Consider the following 17479-nt stretch of genomic DNA (forward strand, 5'->3'; position numbering starts at 1 on the left):
ACCTCTCATCCGGCACGGTGGCTCACATCCTGAAGACGCCGTAGCCCACGGGCTCCAGCGGTGCGCGGCGGGCGGCCGACAGGCCCAGGCCGAGCACGGTGCGGGTGTCCGCGGGGTCGATCACGCCGTCGTCCCACAGCCGGGCGGTGGAGTAGTAGGGCTCGCCCTGCTCCTCGTACTGCTCGCGGATGGGCGCCTTGAAGCCCTCCTCCGCCTCGGCGGGCCACTCCTCACCGCGGGCGGCCATCTGGTCGCGGCGCACCGTGGACAGCACCGAGGCGGCCTGCTCGCCGCCCATCACCGAGATCCGGGCGTTGGGCCACATCCACAGGAACCGGGGCGAGTAGGCGCGGCCGCACATGCTGTAGTTGCCGGCGCCGAACGAGCCGCCGATGACCACGGTGAACTTGGGGACCCGGGCGCAGGAGACGGCGGTGACCATCTTCGCGCCGTGCTTGGCGATGCCGCCGGCCTCGTAGTCGCGGCCGACCATGAACCCGGAGATGTTCTGCAGGAACACCAGCGGGATGGAGCGGCGGTCGCACAGCTCGATGAAGTGCGCGCCCTTCATCGCCGACTCGGCGAACAGGATGCCGTTGTTGGCGACGATGCCGACCGGGTGGCCGTGCAGGTGCGCGAAGCCGGTCACCAGGGTGGAGCCGTACTCGGCCTTGAACTCGGTGAACTCGCTGGCGTCGACGATGCGGCCGATCACCTCGCGCACGTCGTAGGGGGTGCGGGTGTCGGTCGGCACGATGCCGTACAGCTCGCCGGGGTCGAGCGCGGGCGGACGGGACTCGCGCCGCTCCCAGGCGGGCTCGGGGCGCGGGCCCAGGGTGCCGGCGATGCCGCGGACGATGGACAGCGCGTGCGCGTCGTCGTCGGCGAGGTGGTCGGTGACCCCGGAGACGCGCGAGTGCAGGTCGCCGCCGCCCAGCTCCTCGGCGGTGACCACCTCGCCGGTGGCGGCCTTCACCAGCGGCGGCCCGCCGAGGAAGATGGTGCCCTGCTCGCGGACGATGACCGCCTCGTCGCTCATCGCCGGGACGTAGGCGCCGCCGGCGGTGCACGAGCCCAGCACCGCGGCCAGCTGCGGGATGCCCAGCCGGGACATGGTGGCCTGGTTGTAGAAGATCCGGCCGAAGTGCTCGCGGTCCGGGAACACCTCGTCCTGCATGGGCAGGAACGCGCCGCCGGAGTCCACCAGGTAGACGCAGGGCAGCCGGTTGTGCAGCGCCACCTCCTGGGCGCGCAGGTGCTTCTTCACCGTCATCGGGTAGTAGGTGCCGCCCTTGACGGTGGCGTCGTTGGCGACGATGACGGCCTCGCGCCCGGCGATCCGGCCCACGCCGGTGATGATGCCCGCGGCGGGGGCGTCGCCGCCGTCCTCGCCGTACAGGCCCCAGGCGGCGAGCGGGGACAGCTCCAGGAACGGCGACCCGGGGTCGAGGACGGCCCGGACCCGGTCCCGGGGGAGGAGCTTGCCGCGTTCGACGTGGCGGATGCGGGTCTTCTCCGGGCCGCCGAGCGAGGTCTCGGCGATCCGCTCCCGGAGCCGGGCGGCGAGGGCCCTGTTGGCCTCGGCGTTCGCGGCGAACGCGGCGGAGCCGGTGTCGACCGCGGAGGAGAGCGCGGGTGCCCTGCTCATCGATTCCCCTCTTGGTTAATGACCGCTAACATGGCTGATGTTAATGATGATTAACATCGGTGTCCAGGGTCACACCGGCCGGCGGCGGTACGATTCCGCCCCGGTGCCCCTGGCCGGGGCGGGACCGGCGGAGGCCGGGGAGGACGAGGGGAGCGCCGATGGCCAACCGGGTCGCCGGAGCGCGCCGCGCGGAGATCCTGCGCGCGGCGGCCGAACTGTTCGCGGCGCGCGGCTACCACGGCGCCTCGATCGAGGACCTGGGGCGCGCGGTGGGCACCAGCGGCCCCGCGCTCTACCGGCACTTCCCGGGCAAGGAGGCGCTGCTCGGCGCGATGCTGCTGGACATCAGCGAGCGGCTGGCCGCGCAGGGCGCCGAGCTGGCCGCCGCGGCCGCCGGGCCCGGCGCCGCGCTGGACGCCCTGCTCCGCGGGCACATCGACTTCGCGCTGAACGAGCCGGCCCTGATCACCGTGCACGACCGCGAACTCGGCAACGTCCCCGATCCGGACCGCCGCCGGATCCGCAGCCTGCAGCGCGGCTACACCGAGCGGTGGGTCGCGGTCCTGGCGGAGCTGCGCCCCGGCGTCCCCGCGGAGACCCTGCGGGCCGGCGTGCACGCGGTCTTCGGGCTGCTCAACTCCACCCCGCACAGCGCGGGCCGGCTCGCCCCGGAGCGGATGTCGGCGCTGCTGTTCCGGATGGGCCGGGCCGCCCTGCTCTCCGCCGCGGAGGACGCGCCCGCCGGCTGAGCACTCCCGCCCCGCCCCCGACCCCGATGACCTCGGCGCTGCGGCCCTATCGGAGGCCCTATCGGAGCGGGTGGTTTCCAGTGTCCGCTGCAACACCGCCCACCAGAGGATCAGAGGGGAGGGGGACCGGCCGGTCGGTCGGGCGCGGCGCATCGCGGAGCGAAGGTTCAAGACGGGCGGCGACGGCGGAGGTAGGGGCGGGGCGGAGGCGATCGCCCGGGCGCGGCGTTCCACGGGGCGGGGGTTCAAGCGGGCGGCGAGGGCGGGAGGGGGACCGGCCGGTCGGGCGCGGCGCATCGCGGAGCGAAGGTCCAGACGGGCGGCGACGGCGGCGGTAGGGGCGGGGCCGGGCGCCTCACCCGGGCGCGGCGCCCCACGGGGCCGGGGTTCAGGCAGGCGGCGACGGCGGCAGCGAGGGGACCGGCCGGCCGGTCGGGCGCGGCGCCCCGCAGAGCGAAGGTCCAGACGGGCGGCGACGGCAGCGGTAGGGACGGGGCCGGGCGCCTCACCCGGGCGCGGCGCCTCACGGGGCGGGGGTTCAAGCGGACGGCGGGGGCGGGGAGGGGGCCGGGCGCCGCGTTCACCGGCCAGCTTCGGCACGTGCTCCCACCGGGGGTGGTCATATCCCGTATGCCGGGTTTTCGGCGAGGGTCGGGCAGGGGTGGGGGCGCCCTGCGCACTGCGAGAGCACCCCGATGACATCTACCAGCGAGTAGTAATCCCTGAGGCCCCCGTCGCCCTCTCCCTGGTCACCCAGAGTGGCCAAGGCGGGCCCTCCTGGCAGGGCAAAAGCGACATCTCGCCCCCGTACCGCCCCTTCCCGGGTTCCGGCCCCCTGCATCCCGATCTTCCGGGCGGCTCGAACCCCCGAACACCGGCCCGATCAGGGCGATTCAGGCCTCCCGGGGGCCGATCCGGGCCGGGATGCGCGCCCGGGAATCCCCGGGGTGCTCTCGCGGTGCGCAGGGCGCCCTACCCTGCCATCACCCTCCGTATTCACCCAGGTCAGGGAGGTGCGGTGGTTGCCCGGCAGCCGGCCCCGGCGCCCGAGGCAACGCGGGAACGGCGAACCCGCCACCCCGGCCCACCCCGACCGCCCCCACCCGCTCTGCCGCACCCGACCGACCGGCCGGTGCCCACCACCGCCCTCGCCGCCTGCTTGAACCCTCACCTCGTGGAGCTCGCGCCCGGCCGGAGCGCCCGGCCACGCCCCTACCGCTGCCGTCGCCGCCCGTCTTGACCTCCGCTCCGCGAGACGCCGCACTCGACCGACCGGCCGGTCCCCACCGCCGCCGTCGCCGCCGGTCTGAACCTTCGCTCCGCGAGGCGCCGCGCCCGGGCGACCGCCTCCGCCCCGCCCCCACCGCTGCCGTCGCCGCTGCTTGAACCTTCGCTCCGCGATGCGCCGCGCCCGACCGACCGGCCGGTCCCCCTCCCGCCCTCGCCGCCCGCTTGAACCTCCGCCCCGTGGGGCGTCGCGCTCGGGTGAGGCGCTCGGTCGGGGCACTTCCGGCCCCTCACCCCTCGCCCCTCCCGGGTTCCTCGTTACAACGGCCACTTGACGGCAAGCGCTCTGACCGGGCCGCAGCGCCGAGGTCATCGCGTGCTGGGGCGCGGGGGGCCGAGGAAAGGGAAAAGGCCGGCGGCCGGCCCGCGGAGCGCGAGCCGGCCGCCGGTTCCCGGTTCAGCCCCGACCGGGAGCCGCCGGGGCGGACTCCACGTCCAGGAGCTTCTTCTCCGCGGCCAGGTCGCAGAGGCGCTCGACCTCGGCGTCCACGCTCGCGGCCGGGGCCGCCTGCGGGCTGCCGGGCGGAACCTCGGAGGTCTCGCCGGGAGCCCCGGGCAGCGGCGCCCCCTCTTCCGCGGGGACCTCCGCAGGGACTTCCGCGGGCGCCTCGCCGGGGCCTTCGGGGAGCTCCGCGGGGGCCTCCCCGGGGGCCTCGGGCAGCTGCCCCTCCGGGGGCTTCGGCTCGGGGTCCTGGGCTCCGGCCACCGGGTTCTCCGGCGGGCTCGCCGCGGACCCGGTGCTCTCCTGGGCGCCGCTCCCGGCGGCCGCGCAGACCGCGGCGATGGCTTCGCGCAGTTCGGGGTCGGGCGGCGCGGCGGCCGCCGCGGAGGAGGCGAACCCCGCTCCGACGAGACCACCGGTCATGAGGACGACGGCCGCCGCCTTGCTGGCACGGTGCATGGTCTTTCCTTCCTCGGGTCGACGACGTCTCGCCCGGTCTCGGGGCCCGGCGTTCACGGGGACGACGGGATCCCGAGCCGTCGATCACGCTCTGGTGCACAAGCCTAACTATCTGTGATTTCTCTCAGGGTCAGCGCCACACGGGCGCCGGATATCGGAATCCGGGCGGAAGGCAAATCCCCGGCCAAAGGAGGGCCTGGTCCGGGCGCGTCCCCGGGGCGCCGGCCCCGCCCGGGGCTACGTTTGGGGCAAGGCGGACCGGGCAGCCCGTCCCTGAGACGGGGCCGCCGCGTCGGCGCCTGCCGCCGGGCGGACGCCGGGGCGGTGCCGGGCGGCCGAAGGGGGAGGTACGACCATGGCACGTCCCAGTACGGCACGTCCGAGGATCGTGGTGATCGGCGCCGGGTTCGCCGGCCTGCACACGCTGCGCAGGCTGGAGCGGCGCGTCCCGCGCGGAGCGGCCGAGATCGTCCTCGTCGCTCCCAACGACTACATGCTCTACAGCCCGCTGCTCCCGCAGGTGGCGTCCGGGCTGCTCACGCCGCAGTCGGTGGCGGTGTCGCTGAACCGGGTGCTGCGCCGCACCCGGATGGTGCCCGGAACCGCGGTGGGGGTGGACACCGAGGAGCGGGTGGTGGTGATCGAGAAGATCAACGGCGAGTTCACCCACCAGCGCTACGACCGCCTGGTGCTGGCGCCCGGCAGCCTCACCCGGGCCTTCGACATCCCGGGGCTCCGCGACCACGCCTTCGGCAACAAGAACCTCGCCGAGGCGGTGGTCCTCCGCGACCACGTGCTGGCCCAGCTGGAGCTGGCCAACGCCAGCCACGACCCGGTGGAGCGGGAGGAGCGCTGCCGGTTCATCGTGGTGGGCGGCGGCTACAGCGGCACCGAGACGGCGGCCGCGCTGGAGCGGCTCACCCAGGACATGGCGCGCCGCTACCCGGAGCTGCGCCCGCTGATCAGCTGGCACCTGGTCGACGTCGCCCCGCACATCCTGCCCGAGCTCGGCCCCAAGCTCGGCGACGAGGCGCTGGACCTGCTGCGCGGCATGGGCATCGAGGTCAAGCTGGGGGTCTCGGTCAAGGAGGTCACCGAGACCCGGGTGACGCTGACCGACGGCCGGGTGCTGCCCTGCCGCACCCTCATCTGGACCGCGGGGACCACGCCCAGTCCGCTGATGGGCGGGCTCGGCGGCGAGGTGGACCGGGGTCGGCTGGTGGTCGGCCCGGACATGGCCGCGCCGGGTCTGCCCGGGGTCTTCGCGCTGGGCGACGGGGCGGCCGTCCCCGACCTGTCCAGGGAGGAGGGGCGGTACTGCCCGCCCACCGCGCAGTACGCGCAGCGGCAGGGGGCGGTCGCCGCGGACAACGTCGTCTCCTCGCTGCTCGGCCGCCCGCTGCACGAGTTCCACCACAAGGACCTGGGGCTCGTCGTCGACCTGAGCGGCAAGGACGCGCTGGCCCGGCCGCTGGGCTACGAGCTGACCGGGCTGCCGGCGCTCGGCGTGACCCGCGCCTACCACCTGATGGCGGTCCCCTCGGCGCCGTCCCGGGCCCGGGTGCTGGCCAACTGGGCGATCGACACCCTGCTCGGCGGGGAGGTCGCCCGCCTCGGCTTCCACCACGGCAAGCCGTCGGCCTTCGTCGACATCGAACAGGACCACTACCTGGCGGCCGACGCGGTCAAGAAGGAGGCCGCCCGGCTGACCCGGGGCGAGTGAAAGCCCGGCGGGAAGGCGGTGCCCGAGGCCGCCCCCCGACCGGAGGCCGGCTCCGCGCTGCCGCACGGACTATGGGTCCCCGTCCGCACCGGAGCCGGCCCTGAGAGGGACCCGTGCGCCTGCTCCGCGCGGGCGGGAACGGAGGAGGGAGGGGCCCCGCCCCTCCCTCTCTCCCACTTCCCTGCTGCGGGACTCAGCCGGCGATCTCGTAGCCGGCCTCGTCGATCGCGGCCTTGAGCCGCTCGTCCGGGATCGGCTCGCTGCTCGCGATGTCCACCCGGCCGCTGCCGAGGTCGACCTCGACGGAGGTGACCCCGGGGATCTCCGAGACCTCCTCCTTCACCGAGCGGACGCAGTGCTCGCAGGTCATGCCGGTGACCGTGATGGTGGTGGCTGCCACTGGCGGCCTCCCTTTCCGTTGCCGTCTGCCTGGTATCGGGGCCCTTCGATCAGGAGCGCACCAGGCGCGCGATCGCCTCGGAGGCCTCGCGCACCTTCTCATCGGCCTCCTCGCCGCCGCTGGCGACGGCGTGCCCGACACAGTGCTTGAGGTGCTCGTCGAGCATGGAGAGGGCGAAAGAGCGCAGCGCCTTGTTCACCGCGGCGGTCTGGGTGAGGATGTCGATGCAGTACTCGTCCTCCTCGACCATCCGCTGCAAGCCCCGGACCTGGCCTTCGATCCTGCGCAGCCGGTTGATGTGGCTCTGCTTGTCGTCGTGGTAGCCGTAGGTCGCCATCCGGGTGCTCCCCTGGTCTTCTGGTTCCGCAGCCATCAATATACCCCCTGCCGGTATATAACCACCGGCGGTTCGCCGGGATTCCCGGCGGCGCCCGCCGGGGACGCGGACGAGGGGCGCCCCGCGGACGGGGCACCCCTCGAGTATCGGGGCAGAACGGGCCGGGTGGAACAGAGCCGCCGCGCGGCCGCTACCGCTCCGGCGGCCGCTGGCCGTAGCCGCCGATCCGCGCGCCCACCTCGGCCATCTCCTCGGCGGACAGCGCCCGGAAGGGGCGGCCCGCGCCCAGCACCCGCAGCGAGACCTCGCACAGCCACTCCAGGTGCCGCGCGCGCTCCAGGGCCTGGCCCAGGTCGGCGCCGACGGTCACCGCGCCGTGGTTGCCCAGCAGGCAGCCGCCGGCCCCCTCCAGCGCGTCGGCCGCGGCCCCGGCCAGCTCGGCGGAGCCGTAGGGGGCGTAGCCGACCACCGGCACCCGGCCGCCGAACAGCGCCAGGTAGTAGTGGACCGGCGGGACCTCCTCCACCAGGACCGACAGCGCCGCGGCCGAGGGGGAGTGGGTGTGCACCACCGCGCGGGCCCCGGTCCGGGCGTAGACCTCCAGGTGCATGCCCATCTCGCTGGTCGGCGCCAGCGGCGCGTCCACCGCCGTCCCGTCCTGCCGGTGCAGCCCGACCAGGTCCGGGGTCATCGCCGCGTAGTCCAGGCCGCTGGGGGTGACGGCGACCAGCGCGTCCTCCCCGGCGCCGGTGCGCACGCTCACGTTGCCCGCGGTCCCGACCACCAGCCCTTCGGCCACCAGTGTCCGGGCCGCGTCCACCACCGCCCGCCGCTCCTGCTCGCAGCGCATCGGCGCCTCCGTCCTCTCCGCCGCGGCGCCCGCGCGCCGGGCCGCTCGTCCTGTTCCGGTCCCGCTCACCGGGCGCCCCCGGCCCACAGCGGGCGCACCGCGTCCAGGTGGTCGCGGTAGCGGAGGTAGCCCTCCTGGTACAGCCGGACCGACTCCGGGTCGGGGGCGGCCGAGCGCGGCGTCCGGGTCCAGGCCTCCTCGTCGGCCGGCTCGCCGACGGCGGCCAGCCCGGCCAGCACCGCGCCGCGCGCCCCCACCTGCGCGCCGGCCTTCACCGTCACCGGCACGCCCATCACCCCGGAGAACACCTCGACCCACTGCGGGCTGCGCGATCCGCCGCCGCACAGCACCAGCTCGCCGTCGAGCCCGGCCGCCTCCAGGCAGTGCCGGGCGGCGTAGGCGATGCCCTCGCACAGCGCCCGCACCACGTCGGCGGGCCCGTGGTGCAGGCTGAGCCCGCCGATCTCGCCCCGGGCGAACGGGTCCACGAACGGGGCCCGCTCGCCGGAGGGCGCCAGGTAGGGCAGCATGTGCACGCCCCGGGCCCCCGGCGGGGACCCGGCCAGCAGCTCCTCCAGGTCGCCGATGCTCCGCCCGGTGGTGCGCAGCGCCCAGTCCAGGCCGGCGGTGCCGACCATCGCGGGCATCGCCCGCAGGTGGGCGCCGCCGCCGGTGGCCAGGGACATGCCCGAGGGCTCCCCGGTGGTCTGCGCCTTCTCCCGGGCCACCTGGCAGGCCAGGGTGGTGCCGATGATGACCATCCCGTCGCCGGGCCGCCGCACGCCGGAGCCGCGGGCGCAGGCCGGCAGGTCGAACGGGCCGGAGGTGACCGGGGTGCCCGCGGGCAGACCGACGGCCTCGGCGCCGGCCGCGGTCAGCGGGGCGGCGGGCGGCCCGTCGTGCACCGGGGCGAGCAGGCCGGCCCGGTGCTCCAGGCCGGTGGCGCGCAGCGCCGCGGAGCTGTAGCCGTCCGGTCCGCCGCCGAACGGGAGCGAGGCGTCGGAGGGGTCGGTGGCGCGCACCCCGGTGAGCCGCTGGAAGACCATGTCCTTGCAGTAGCCGGCGGTCGCCGCCCGGTCCAGTTCGCCGGGGTCCTCGGCGTCCAGCCAGGCCAGTAGGGCGGCCGGGGCGCCGGGGAAGAGGGTGTTGCCGGTGGCGCGGAACACCTCGTCCGGGACGCCGGCGGCCTCCCAGCGCCGGATCAGGTCGGCGGCCCGGCCGTCCATCCAGGACAGCGCGGTGCGGGTGGGGCGCCCCCGGTCGTCCAGCAGCCACAGCCCGTCGCCCTGCCCGGTCAGCGCGAGCAGCAGGACCGGCTCGCTCAGCCGGGCGGCGAGCCGCCCGACCACGGTGCCGACCGAGGCGAACACCTCGTCGGGGTCCTGCTCCACCCGCCCGGGGCCGGGGTGCAGCAGCCGGGTGGAGACCGATTCGGTGCCGGCCTCGCGCCCCTCGGCGTCGAAGGCGACCGCCTTGGTCAGGGAGGTGCCGATGTCCACTCCGATGTACATGCGCCGCGCCCCGCTCTCAGGCCGGCCGGCCGGAGCGGCCGCGGGGGAGCGGGGGGACGGGGGTCCGGGGGTGCGCCATCGAGCCTCCTCAGCCTCCCGCCGGGCCGGCGGCTACCCGGCGGGCGGCTCGGCGGAGCGCCCGCGGGACGCGCGGAACAGTGGGGAGGCGGCATGGGAAACCACGCGGGAGCGTGGATTTAACATCTGAGAATGTTTTCTTATCATTTTTTACGGTTATATGTCATGCCCCGTCAAGGGGGCGAGGGGAGCGGCCCCGGCCGGACCGCCGCGCGGCCCGGCCGGGGCGCCCGGTCAGCCCGCCGGCGGCGCGGCCAGCTCCTCGTTGAAGGAGAGCAGGCCGACGTCGCCGTCCCCGCGCCAGCGCAGCCGGGCGCCGCGGCAGTTGCCCACCTTCGGGAACGCGCGGCGGTACCGGCCCAGGTCGATGCCGAGCAGCGAGCACAGGGCCAGCCGGATCAGCGTCCCGTGCGCCACCACCAGCACCCTGCCGCCCGCCCCGGCCAGGGCGGCGTCGGCCAGCGCGGCCCGGGCCCGCCCGACCACCTCCACCGGGTCCTCGGAACCGGGGAGGGGGTTGCGGAACGGGTCCGTCTCGAACCGCTCCCGCGCGCCGTCCAGCCGCTCGCGCATCTCCTGCGCGGTCAGCCCCTCGCCGTCGCCGAAGTCCTGCTCCACCAGGCGCGGGTCGGCGGTGACCGGCAGGCCCGCCGCCCGCCCCGCCGGCCCGGCGGTGCGCTCGGCCCGGGACAGGGTGGAGCAGTGCACCGCGCTCAGCCCGGCCCCGGCGGCCCAGCGGGCCAGCGCGGCGGCCTGCTCCTCGCCGGCCGGGGTCAGCGCGATGTCGCTGGACCCCGCGTACCGGTTCTCCGCGTGCCACACCGTCTCGCCGTGGCGCACCACGATCAGCTCGGCCGCCTCCGTCATCGGACACCCCTCCCGTTCGCCGTCCGCACCGCCGCGGGCTCCCCGGCCCCGGCGGTCCACCCCCGCTCCGCCAGCTCCCGCACCAGGCGCCGGTAGGAGCCCAGCAGGCGCTCGCCCACCTCCGGGCGCGGTTCCACTCTGGACCGGACGCGCACCATCCGCGCCACCGCCTCGGAGAGCGGTGTGTCGGAGGCGGCGGCCAGCACCGCCATGCCGAACGCCGGCTCGGCGCTCTCCGGGACCTCCAGCGGCCGGCCGAGCACGTCGGCGCGGAGCCGGGTCCAGGCCGGGCTGGCGACCGCGCCGCCGGTCACCCGCAGCGCGCCGCGCACCTCGGCGCCGAGCCCGGCCAGCCGCTCCAGGCAGAGCCGCTCCAGGAACGCCACGCCCTGCAGGGTCGCGGCGTACCGGTCGGCCTCGTCGCGCGGCGCGCCGAGGGTGAACCCGGCCGCGTCCGGCGCGGTGAAGGGGAACCGCTCGCCCCGCCCCGGCAGCGGGTAGACCACCGCGGAGGCCGGGCGCTCCAGGTCCGCGGCGGCGTCCATGGCGGCCAGGTCGGCGCCGGGGAAGGCGGCGGTGAGCACGCCCGCGCCGGAGCTGGACGCGCCCCCGGGCCACCACCGGCCGTCCGGGGAGCGGTGGCTGTAGACGCCGGCCGCCGGGTCGGCGATCCGGTGCTCGGAGGCGCCCTTGAGGACCAGCGTGGTGCCGAGCACCGAGTTCCACCGGCCCGGTTCGAGCGCGCCGGCCGCCAGCTGGGCGGCGCACCCGTCGGTCATCCCCGCGACGATCGGGGTGCCCTCCGGGATGCCGGTGTGCCCGGCGGCCGCGGCGCAGACCGAGCCGATCACGGTGCCCGGGGCGACCAGCTCGGGCAGGGCGCCCGGCGGGGCGCCGAGGGCCGCGGCGACCCGGCCCGGCCAGGCCGCGGCCAGCGGGTCCGCGCCGGACTTCAGCGCGTGGCTGGTGTCGGCGGCCACCGGGCCGCCGTTGAGCCGGCCGTTGACGAAGTCGGACTGGTGCAGCACCAGATCGCCCCGCCCCGGGCGGAGGACGGTGCGCACCAGGTGGGCGATGCGGGCGAACGCCCAGTGCGGCTGGGGGCGGGAGCCGACCCGCTCCCAGGTCGCGTCGTCCACGGCTGCGGCCAGGGCCGGGGCGGCGCCGGCGGCGCGCGCGTCGTCGTACATCAGCGCCGGCCCGACCGGGTCCAGCCGGGCGTCCGCGACCAGCGCGGTGCCCGAGGTGGCGCAGACCGCGACCGCCCCGACCCGGCGCGGACCGGCGGCCCCGGCCATCGCCTCGCGCGCGGCCCGGCCCGCGGCGGCCCACCACTCCTCGGGGTCCTGCTCGTGCCGGCCGTCACCGCGCGAGCTGCGCAGCGGCGCCGATCCGCGGCCGGCCACGCCGCCGTCGGACGCGGCGGCGACCGCCTTGACCCCCTGGGTCCCGATGTCGATCCCGACCCACAGCGGGTCCGCTGCACCGGACATGCCCACCCCCTTGTGTTATGAAGAATGTTAACTTCTCATTGTCGATGGTTCGAGGCGACCCTACTCGGCGCCCCGGAGGGCGGCGCAACACGGGCGGCGGCCGCGCCCGCGGCGCTTTCGGGAACCCCGCGGCGGGCCCGGCGGAACCCCGCCGACCTGCGCGGACACCGGTGGGGTCACTTGCCGCTCCGCAGCGGCCCGCCGATCATGGGACCCATGAACGACGACAAGCGGGCGGAGAAGGACATCTTCGGCCGGATCAGCGAACTCGTCCAGGAGGAGAGGGCTCTGCGCGAGCAGAGCGAGCACCGCCTCACCGCCGATGAGCGGGCCCGGATGCGCGAGGTCGCCACCGAACTCGACCAGTGCTGGGACCTCCTCCGGCAGCGCCGCGCCCGGGAGGAGTACGGAGAGGCGGCCCCGGAACCGAGGGTCCGCTCCGCCCAGGAGGTCGAAGGCTACTTGAGCTGACCGCCCCGTCCCGGGCCGGCCGATGCCCCGCCCTCCGCGACCGCGCACGCGCCGGGACCGGTCCCGGGGAGCGGCCCGGAGACCGGGGAGGGCGAGCCGCGGGACCGAACGGAGCCCCTCGAGCCGTCGGCGGCCTTCCCCGCCGGCGGCCCGGGGCCGCTGTCCGCACGCGGCCGACCTGCTCGACCCGCACCCGCGCCCGGACCGCCCGTACCGGGAAAGCTCCGCGCGCGGCCGGCGCACAGGGCGGCGTCCGCGCAGGTCGATCGGGGAGGCGTCCGGCGTCCGGTGGCAAGGCCGGATGAGGGGACCGCCGGGGACGGGCGGGCCGCCGGCGGCCCCGGGCGGCCGGGGGCGGCCTGCGGCGGGTCCGGAAGGGGCGCGGGGTCTGCGGATCGGGCGGCGCCGTGGAGGAGGAACGGGCCGCCAGGGCCGGGGCCGGGGTGCGAGGAGCGCCCGGCCGGGCCGGGCTCCGGCGGAGCGGTCCCGGCGGCGGGAAACGGGGGCGCCGCTCCGCGGCCGCCTGTGGCCACCGCGGGCGGGCCGTCCGGGACGGTGCCGGTCGGCGGGTTCCCGTAACCTCTCCCTGCGCGCCCGCCGGGCGCGCCGCGCCGAGCGGCGCGGAAGGCCAAGGGAAGACGGGGAATGCTCGCAACGCTGTCCGGGGCCGGACTCGCATCGGCCGCCGGTTTGAACGCCTACATCCCGCTGCTCCTCGCGGGGCTCCTCTCCCGCTATACCGGCCTGCTGGACCTGGGGGGCGGCTGGCAGTGGCTGGAGCACCCGGTGACGCTGGTCCTGCTCGGCCTGCTACTGGTGCTGGAGGTGGTCGCGGACAAGGTCCCCGCCGTCGACAGCGTCAACGACGTGGTGCAGACGGTGGTCCGGCCGACCTCGGGCGGCATCACCTTCGGCGCGGGGAGCACCTCCTTCACCCCCGACCTGCAGTCCGCCGACGGCACCTCGTGGGGCGGGATCGTCGCCGGGGTGCTCATCGCCCTGGTGTTCCACCTGCTGAAGGCCGCGGCGCGGCCGGTCCTCAACACGGTCACCTTCGGCGTCGGCGGTCCGGTGGTGAGCACCCTGGAGGACATCACCAGCGCCTTCATGTCCGTGGTCGCCATCGTGATCCCGGTGCTGGTGCTGATCGTCCTCCCGGCCACCCTGGGGCTGGGCGTCTGGGCCTGGCGCCGCCGGCGCCGCAGGAAGCGGCGCGAGGCGGAGGCCCCGCGGCTCCCCGGCGCCGCCGGACCGCCGGACGGGTGAGCCCGCGGCCCGGCGGGGCCCTCTCCCGGCCCCGGGCCGGCCGCGCCGCCGAGCAGGGGCCGGCCCCGGCCGCTCGATCGGACGCCCGCCCGGCGGCCCCACCCGACCGCGCCTGAACACGGGGGAGGAGCGCACCCCGCCGGCGGCTCCGGCGGCGGGCCGCGCCCGCCCCGAGCCAACGGGTCCCGGGGGGCGCCGCCGGGACCGGTTCCGCCCGCGCGGGGCGCCCGGCCGGGGGTTCCGGCCGGGCGCCCCGCGGCGATCACCGGGTCCGCCGCGCCGGGGCGGCGGACCCCGGGGTCAGCCCTGCAGCGCCCCGCGGCCGGTCGAGACGGGGAGCTCGACGACGGCCTTGCCGGTGTCCAGCTCCACCTCGGTGCCGGACGGGTAGCGCTGGGTGTAGTCGTGGTCGGTGGAGATCAGCGCGATCCCGATCCGGTGGCCCTTCTTGAACACGTGGTCCTGGGCCTGCAGCTCCCAGGAGAAGGTGTACTCCTTGCCGCTGACCACCGGGCGCTGCCGCCACTCCGAGCCGCGGTTGCGGGCGTCCAGCCAGCCCCGGGTGACGATCTTGTACGGGCTCTCCTCGGTGACGTGCATCGTCGGGTAGGTGCAGCCCGGGTCCTCGGGGACGCCCTCGCCGTAGCAGACCTCGGTCTCGGTGTCGTACCGCACCCGGCCGGTGGCGCGGGTGTCGGTGCCGTAGTCGACCAGCACCGCGGTCAGGTAGGGCGACGCGCCGTCCATCGAGGCGCGGAAGGTGACCCGGGGGACGCCGCTGACCCGCACGTCCTCGGTGAGCTCGGCGGTGCGGTAGACCAGGGCGCCGTCGGAGCCCTCGTCGGGCGAGGCGACCAGCTCGTCCGCGGTCGCGGTGCGCCCGCGGTCGGTGAAGCCCTCCACCTCGCCGCGCCGGGGCCGGCTGGCGGCCAGCCCGCCCTCGCCGTCGCCGCCGCCCGGGGTCGGCCGCAGCCGCACCGTCCGGGTGCCCTCCGCGGGCCACGACTCCTGGGTGTCCCAGACCAGGTCGCTGCGCTCGATGTCGACCGCCGGCCCCTGGTCCGCGCCGTTGTCGATCCCGTACAGCTCGTGGTCGAACCAGCCGTGCAGCCGGTCCAGCCAGGTGTCGATGCGCAGGTTCATCGGGTCGCTGTGGCCGCCCTGGTGCAGCCAGAGCCGGCGCTCGACGCCGTGCTCGCCCAGCTCCTCCCAGAGCCGGAGCGCCTGGTCGGTCTTGACGTTCCAGTCGTTGAGCCCGTGCGCCAGGAAGACGCTGGCGGTGAAGTCCCCGGCGGACCGCCGGTAGTCGCGCTCGGCCCAGAACCGGTTGAAGTCGCCGCTCTCCCGGTCCTGGCCGGCGGTGACCTCGTCGATGACCGGTCTGCACACCTGGTCGTCGGCGCGGGTGTAGACCACCTCCGCCAGCACGTCGGCGTCCTCGCCCTGGTAGCCGCCGGGGGCGACCACCCCGCCGCCGGCCCGGTAGTAGTCGTACCAGGAGGAGATGGCGCCCTGCGGCACGATGGTGCGCAGCCCCTCCACGCCGCTGCTCGCCGCGGCCACCGGCAGCGTGCCGTTGTAGGAGATGCCGGTCATCGCGACGTCCCCGGTGGACCAGTCCTCCGCGGTCACCTCCTCGCCCTCCGGGGTGCGCCCGGAGACCCGGCCGTTCAGCCAGTCCACGGCGGCGGTGACGCCCAGCGTCTCGTTCCTCCCGCCGCTGGTCGGGCAGCCGGTGGAGTCGCCGCTGCCCAGGCTGTCCAGCTGCGCCACCGCGTACCCGCGCGGCAGGAAGTAGTTGTCGTAGTAGTTCGGCATGGTGGCGGGCCCGCTTCCGGTCCGGCCCGCCTCCCCGTCGACCTCGGCGGCCATCGCCGCGGCGGACCCGGAGCCCCGGCCGCCGCGCGGGACCGTGCCCGCGCCGTCGTCGTCCAGGTCGACCTCGTACATGTCGGCCTCGTGCGTCCCGGACCAGTACGGGCTGGGCTCCAGCACGGTGGCGACGCGCAGCCCCTCCTCGGTCTCCCGGGGGCGCATCAGGCGCAGCCGCACGGTGTCCGGTTCGCCGTCCCGGTCGCTGTCGGCCTCGGTGGGGATGTCCACTTCCTGGTAGATCGCCTCGGCGTAGTCGAACACCGGCTGGGTGCGGCCGTCCTCGACGGACAGCTCGGGCGCCTGGTCCGCGGCGGCGGGGGCGGGCAGGCCGGCGCCGGCCAGCAGCGCGGCGGCCGCCAGCGCACCGGTGCGCAGCGCGGCGCGGGCCGGGGCCCGCTCGGGGTCTCGCTCGTGCACGGGGTTCCTCACGGGGATGCGGGGGATCAAGGACCCTGCAATCTCACCCGACCGGCCCCGCGGAGTCCAGAGTCCCCCGTGCGCGTCCGGTGATCGGATCCCTCCGGGGCGCCATGGGATGAGGGGGCGTCTAGCATGCGGGGGTGGCACAGAACAGATCAGAACACCTGGACGGGATCCGGCACATCGTCTGGGACTGGAACGGGACCCTCCTCGACGACAACCACGCCAACCTCACCGCGCTGAACCGGGTCTGCGAACCGCACGGGCGCGCCCCCGTCGACCTGGACTACTGGCGGACCGTCTTCCGGCGCCCGCTGCTCGACTGCTACGAGGAGCACCTCGGCAGGCCGATCGCCCCCGAGCTGTGGGCGCGGATCAACGACGACTACGACCGGCACTACATGCAGGTGCTGCCCCGGTGCCCGCTGGCCGACGGCGTACCGGACGTGCTGCACGAGTGGGCCGGGACCGGCGGGACCCAGTCGCTGCTCTCCATGGCCTCGCACGGCCACGTGGTGCCGCTGGTCGCCGAGCGCGGCCTGGACGGCCACTTCACCCGGGTGGACGGCCGCAAGTACGACTCCCGCTCCGACTCCAAGGCCGAGCACCTCGTCGAGCACCTCACCGGGCAGGGCATCGACCCGGCGACGGTGGTGCTCATCGGGGACATCGACGACGACGCCCGGGCCGCCCGGGAGGCCGGCGCCCGCGCGGTGCTGGTGGCGAGCGGCATGATGAGCCGGGAGCGGCTGGAGGCCACCGGCCACCCCGTGGTGGGCACCCCCGCCGAGGCGGTCCGCCTCCTGGCCGGCTGAGCCCGCCGGCCGGGCCCGCCGCGGCCGACCGGGCCCGCCGCGGACCGCGCCGGGGCCCGCGGAACGCAGGGAGGGGCGGTGCCGGCCGGCACCGCCCCCCTCGCCACCCGTGCGCCGCGGGTGCTAGCCGAGAACGACCTTGCGCGCGTCGTCGAAGCGCTTCTGCACGTCGGCCCAGTTGACGACGTTCCAGAAGGCCTTGACGTAGTCCGCCTTCACGTTCTTGTACTGCAGGTAGAAGGCGTGCTCCCACATGTCCAGCATGAGCAGCGGGTAGGAGCCGGCGGCCAGGTTGCCCTGGTGGTCGTAGAGCTGCTCGATGATCAGCTTCTGGCCGAGGGCGTCCCAGGCGAGGATCGCCCACCCGGAGCCCTGCACGCCGGTCGCGACCGCGCTGAAGTGCGCGCGGAACGCGTCGAAGGAGCCGAACTGGTCGTCGATCGCCGCGGCGAGCTCGGCCTCGGGCTTGTCGCCGCCGTCCGGCGACAGGTTCGGCCAGAACACGGTGTGGTTCACGTGGCCGGCGAGGTTGAACGCGAGGTTCTTCTCCAGCATGTTGACGGTGCCGAAGTCGCCCTTCTCGCGGGCCTCGGCCAGCTTCTCCAGCGCCGTGTTGGCACCGCCGACGTAGGCGGCGTGGTGCTTGTCGTGGTGCAGCTCCATGATCTGCCCGGAGATCCACGGCTCAAGCGCCGCGTAGTCGTAGGGCAGCTCGGGAAGCGAGTAGGGCGCGGACATGTACGCACCTTTCCTTGACACGTCTGGTGATTGGCTGTGAGCGATCTCGA

15 protein-coding genes are annotated in these 17479 nt (G+C 75.9%); 5 read left to right on the top strand and 10 right to left on the bottom strand.

Annotated features, from left to right (window positions below; genetic code table 11):
- Positions 1-22: 22 nt before the first annotated feature.
- A complete protein-coding gene (locus tag D459_RS0100195) occupies positions 23-1648 on the bottom strand; it encodes a carboxyl transferase domain-containing protein (protein WP_017590959.1) in 1626 nt (541 codons plus the stop codon).
- A gap of 158 nt (positions 1649-1806) precedes the next feature.
- On the opposite strand from D459_RS0100195, the gene D459_RS0100200 reads away from it, so the two are divergent.
- Positions 1807-2397, top strand: coding sequence for an SACE_7040 family transcriptional regulator (locus D459_RS0100200; protein WP_017590960.1), 591 nt, complete (start codon positions 1807-1809; stop codon positions 2395-2397).
- Between the two features lie 1684 nt (positions 2398-4081).
- Here the strand turns inward: D459_RS0100200 and D459_RS0100205 are convergent.
- A complete protein-coding gene (locus tag D459_RS0100205) occupies positions 4082-4585 on the bottom strand; it encodes a hypothetical protein (protein ID WP_017590961.1) in 504 nt (167 codons plus the stop codon).
- Positions 4586-4940: 355 nt separating this feature from the next.
- Here D459_RS0100205 and D459_RS0100210 point away from each other — a divergent pair, with 355 nt between their 5' ends.
- On the top strand, positions 4941-6308 hold the full coding sequence (locus tag D459_RS0100210; protein ID WP_394296688.1) for an NAD(P)/FAD-dependent oxidoreductase: 1368 nt from the start codon (positions 4941-4943) through the stop codon (positions 6306-6308).
- A 193-nt stretch (positions 6309-6501) separates the two neighbouring features.
- Here the strand turns inward: D459_RS0100210 and D459_RS0100215 are convergent, their stop codons facing one another.
- From D459_RS0100215 to D459_RS0100240, 6 genes are all read right to left on the bottom strand, one after another.
- Positions 6502-6708, bottom strand: a complete 207-nt coding sequence (locus D459_RS0100215; RefSeq protein WP_017590963.1) for a heavy-metal-associated domain-containing protein — start codon at positions 6706-6708, stop codon at positions 6502-6504.
- A gap of 49 nt (positions 6709-6757) precedes the next feature.
- On the bottom strand, positions 6758-7045 hold the full coding sequence (locus tag D459_RS0100220; protein WP_017590964.1) for a metal-sensitive transcriptional regulator: 288 nt from the start codon (positions 7043-7045) through the stop codon (positions 6758-6760).
- A 190-nt stretch (positions 7046-7235) separates the two neighbouring features.
- The gene (locus D459_RS0100225; RefSeq protein WP_017590965.1) at positions 7236-7895 is read right to left on the bottom strand and encodes a class II aldolase/adducin family protein; all 660 of its coding nucleotides are present in this window, start codon (positions 7893-7895) and stop codon (positions 7236-7238) included.
- 65 nt (positions 7896-7960) lie between these two features.
- The gene (locus tag D459_RS0100230; RefSeq protein ID WP_017590966.1) at positions 7961-9406 is read right to left on the bottom strand and encodes an FGGY-family carbohydrate kinase; all 1446 of its coding nucleotides are present in this window, start codon (positions 9404-9406) and stop codon (positions 7961-7963) included.
- Positions 9407-9718: 312 nt separating this feature from the next.
- Positions 9719-10351 (bottom strand): histidine phosphatase family protein, encoded by a 633-nt coding sequence (locus D459_RS0100235; protein ID WP_017590967.1) that lies wholly within the window; start codon positions 10349-10351, stop codon positions 9719-9721.
- Complete coding sequence (locus tag D459_RS0100240; RefSeq protein ID WP_017590968.1) at positions 10348-11844, bottom strand: FGGY-family carbohydrate kinase; 1497 nt, start codon at positions 11842-11844, stop codon at positions 10348-10350. The genes D459_RS0100235 and D459_RS0100240 overlap by 4 nt, the downstream gene beginning before the upstream one ends.
- 216 nt (positions 11845-12060) lie before the next feature.
- On the opposite strand from D459_RS0100240, the gene D459_RS0100245 reads away from it, so the two are divergent.
- Both D459_RS0100245 and D459_RS30270 read left to right on the top strand, forming a co-directional pair.
- Positions 12061-12315, top strand: a complete 255-nt coding sequence (locus D459_RS0100245) for a DUF2630 family protein (RefSeq protein WP_017590969.1) — start codon at positions 12061-12063, stop codon at positions 12313-12315.
- 645 nt (positions 12316-12960) lie between these two features.
- Positions 12961-13581: a DUF4126 domain-containing protein gene (locus D459_RS30270; RefSeq protein ID WP_017590970.1), complete on the top strand. Its 621-nt coding sequence runs from the start codon at positions 12961-12963 to the stop codon at positions 13579-13581.
- 300 nt (positions 13582-13881) lie between these two features.
- On the opposite strand, the gene D459_RS0100255 is transcribed toward D459_RS30270, so the two are convergent.
- Positions 13882-15873 carry a Xaa-Pro dipeptidyl-peptidase gene (locus tag D459_RS0100255; RefSeq protein WP_017590971.1) on the bottom strand — a complete coding sequence of 664 codons (1992 nt, stop codon included), beginning with the start codon at positions 15871-15873 and terminating at the stop codon, positions 13882-13884.
- A gap of 143 nt (positions 15874-16016) precedes the next feature.
- Between D459_RS0100255 and D459_RS0100260 the strand changes: the two genes are divergently transcribed.
- The gene (locus D459_RS0100260) at positions 16017-16691 is read left to right on the top strand and encodes an HAD family hydrolase (RefSeq protein WP_017590972.1); all 675 of its coding nucleotides are present in this window, start codon (positions 16017-16019) and stop codon (positions 16689-16691) included.
- A 123-nt stretch (positions 16692-16814) separates the two neighbouring features.
- Here D459_RS0100260 and D459_RS0100265 read toward each other — a convergent pair whose 3' ends face one another.
- The gene (locus D459_RS0100265; RefSeq protein WP_017590973.1) at positions 16815-17429 is read right to left on the bottom strand and encodes a superoxide dismutase; all 615 of its coding nucleotides are present in this window, start codon (positions 17427-17429) and stop codon (positions 16815-16817) included.
- Between the last annotated feature and the right edge of the window lie 50 nt (positions 17430-17479).

This window comes from Nocardiopsis potens DSM 45234 (assembly GCF_000341105.1).
Taxonomy (GTDB): Bacteria; Actinomycetota; Actinomycetes; order Streptosporangiales; family Streptosporangiaceae; genus Nocardiopsis_A; species Nocardiopsis_A potens.

What these genes read in the sequence shown, in the direction of transcription:
- D459_RS0100195 (WP_017590959.1), bottom strand. Translation starts at nt 1,648, where the DNA reads ATGAGCAGGGCACCCGCGCTCTCCTCCGCGGTCGACACCGGCTCCGCC.
- D459_RS0100200 (WP_017590960.1), top strand. Translation starts at nt 1,807, where the DNA reads ATGGCCAACCGGGTCGCCGGAGCGCGCCGCGCGGAGATCCTGCGCGCG.
- D459_RS0100205 (WP_017590961.1), bottom strand. Translation starts at nt 4,585, where the DNA reads ATGCACCGTGCCAGCAAGGCGGCGGCCGTCGTCCTCATGACCGGTGGT.
- D459_RS0100210 (WP_394296688.1), top strand. Translation starts at nt 4,941, where the DNA reads ATGGCACGTCCCAGTACGGCACGTCCGAGGATCGTGGTGATCGGCGCC.
- D459_RS0100220 (WP_017590964.1), bottom strand. Translation starts at nt 7,045, where the DNA reads ATGGCGACCTACGGCTACCACGACGACAAGCAGAGCCACATCAACCGG.
- D459_RS0100225 (WP_017590965.1), bottom strand. Translation starts at nt 7,895, where the DNA reads ATGCGCTGCGAGCAGGAGCGGCGGGCGGTGGTGGACGCGGCCCGGACA.
- D459_RS0100230 (WP_017590966.1), bottom strand. Translation starts at nt 9,406, where the DNA reads ATGTACATCGGAGTGGACATCGGCACCTCCCTGACCAAGGCGGTCGCC.
- D459_RS0100235 (WP_017590967.1), bottom strand. Translation starts at nt 10,351, where the DNA reads ATGACGGAGGCGGCCGAGCTGATCGTGGTGCGCCACGGCGAGACGGTG.
- D459_RS0100240 (WP_017590968.1), bottom strand. Translation starts at nt 11,844, where the DNA reads ATGTCCGGTGCAGCGGACCCGCTGTGGGTCGGGATCGACATCGGGACC.
- D459_RS0100245 (WP_017590969.1), top strand. Translation starts at nt 12,061, where the DNA reads ATGAACGACGACAAGCGGGCGGAGAAGGACATCTTCGGCCGGATCAGC.
- D459_RS30270 (WP_017590970.1), top strand. Translation starts at nt 12,961, where the DNA reads ATGCTCGCAACGCTGTCCGGGGCCGGACTCGCATCGGCCGCCGGTTTG.
- D459_RS0100265 (WP_017590973.1), bottom strand. Translation starts at nt 17,429, where the DNA reads ATGTCCGCGCCCTACTCGCTTCCCGAGCTGCCCTACGACTACGCGGCG.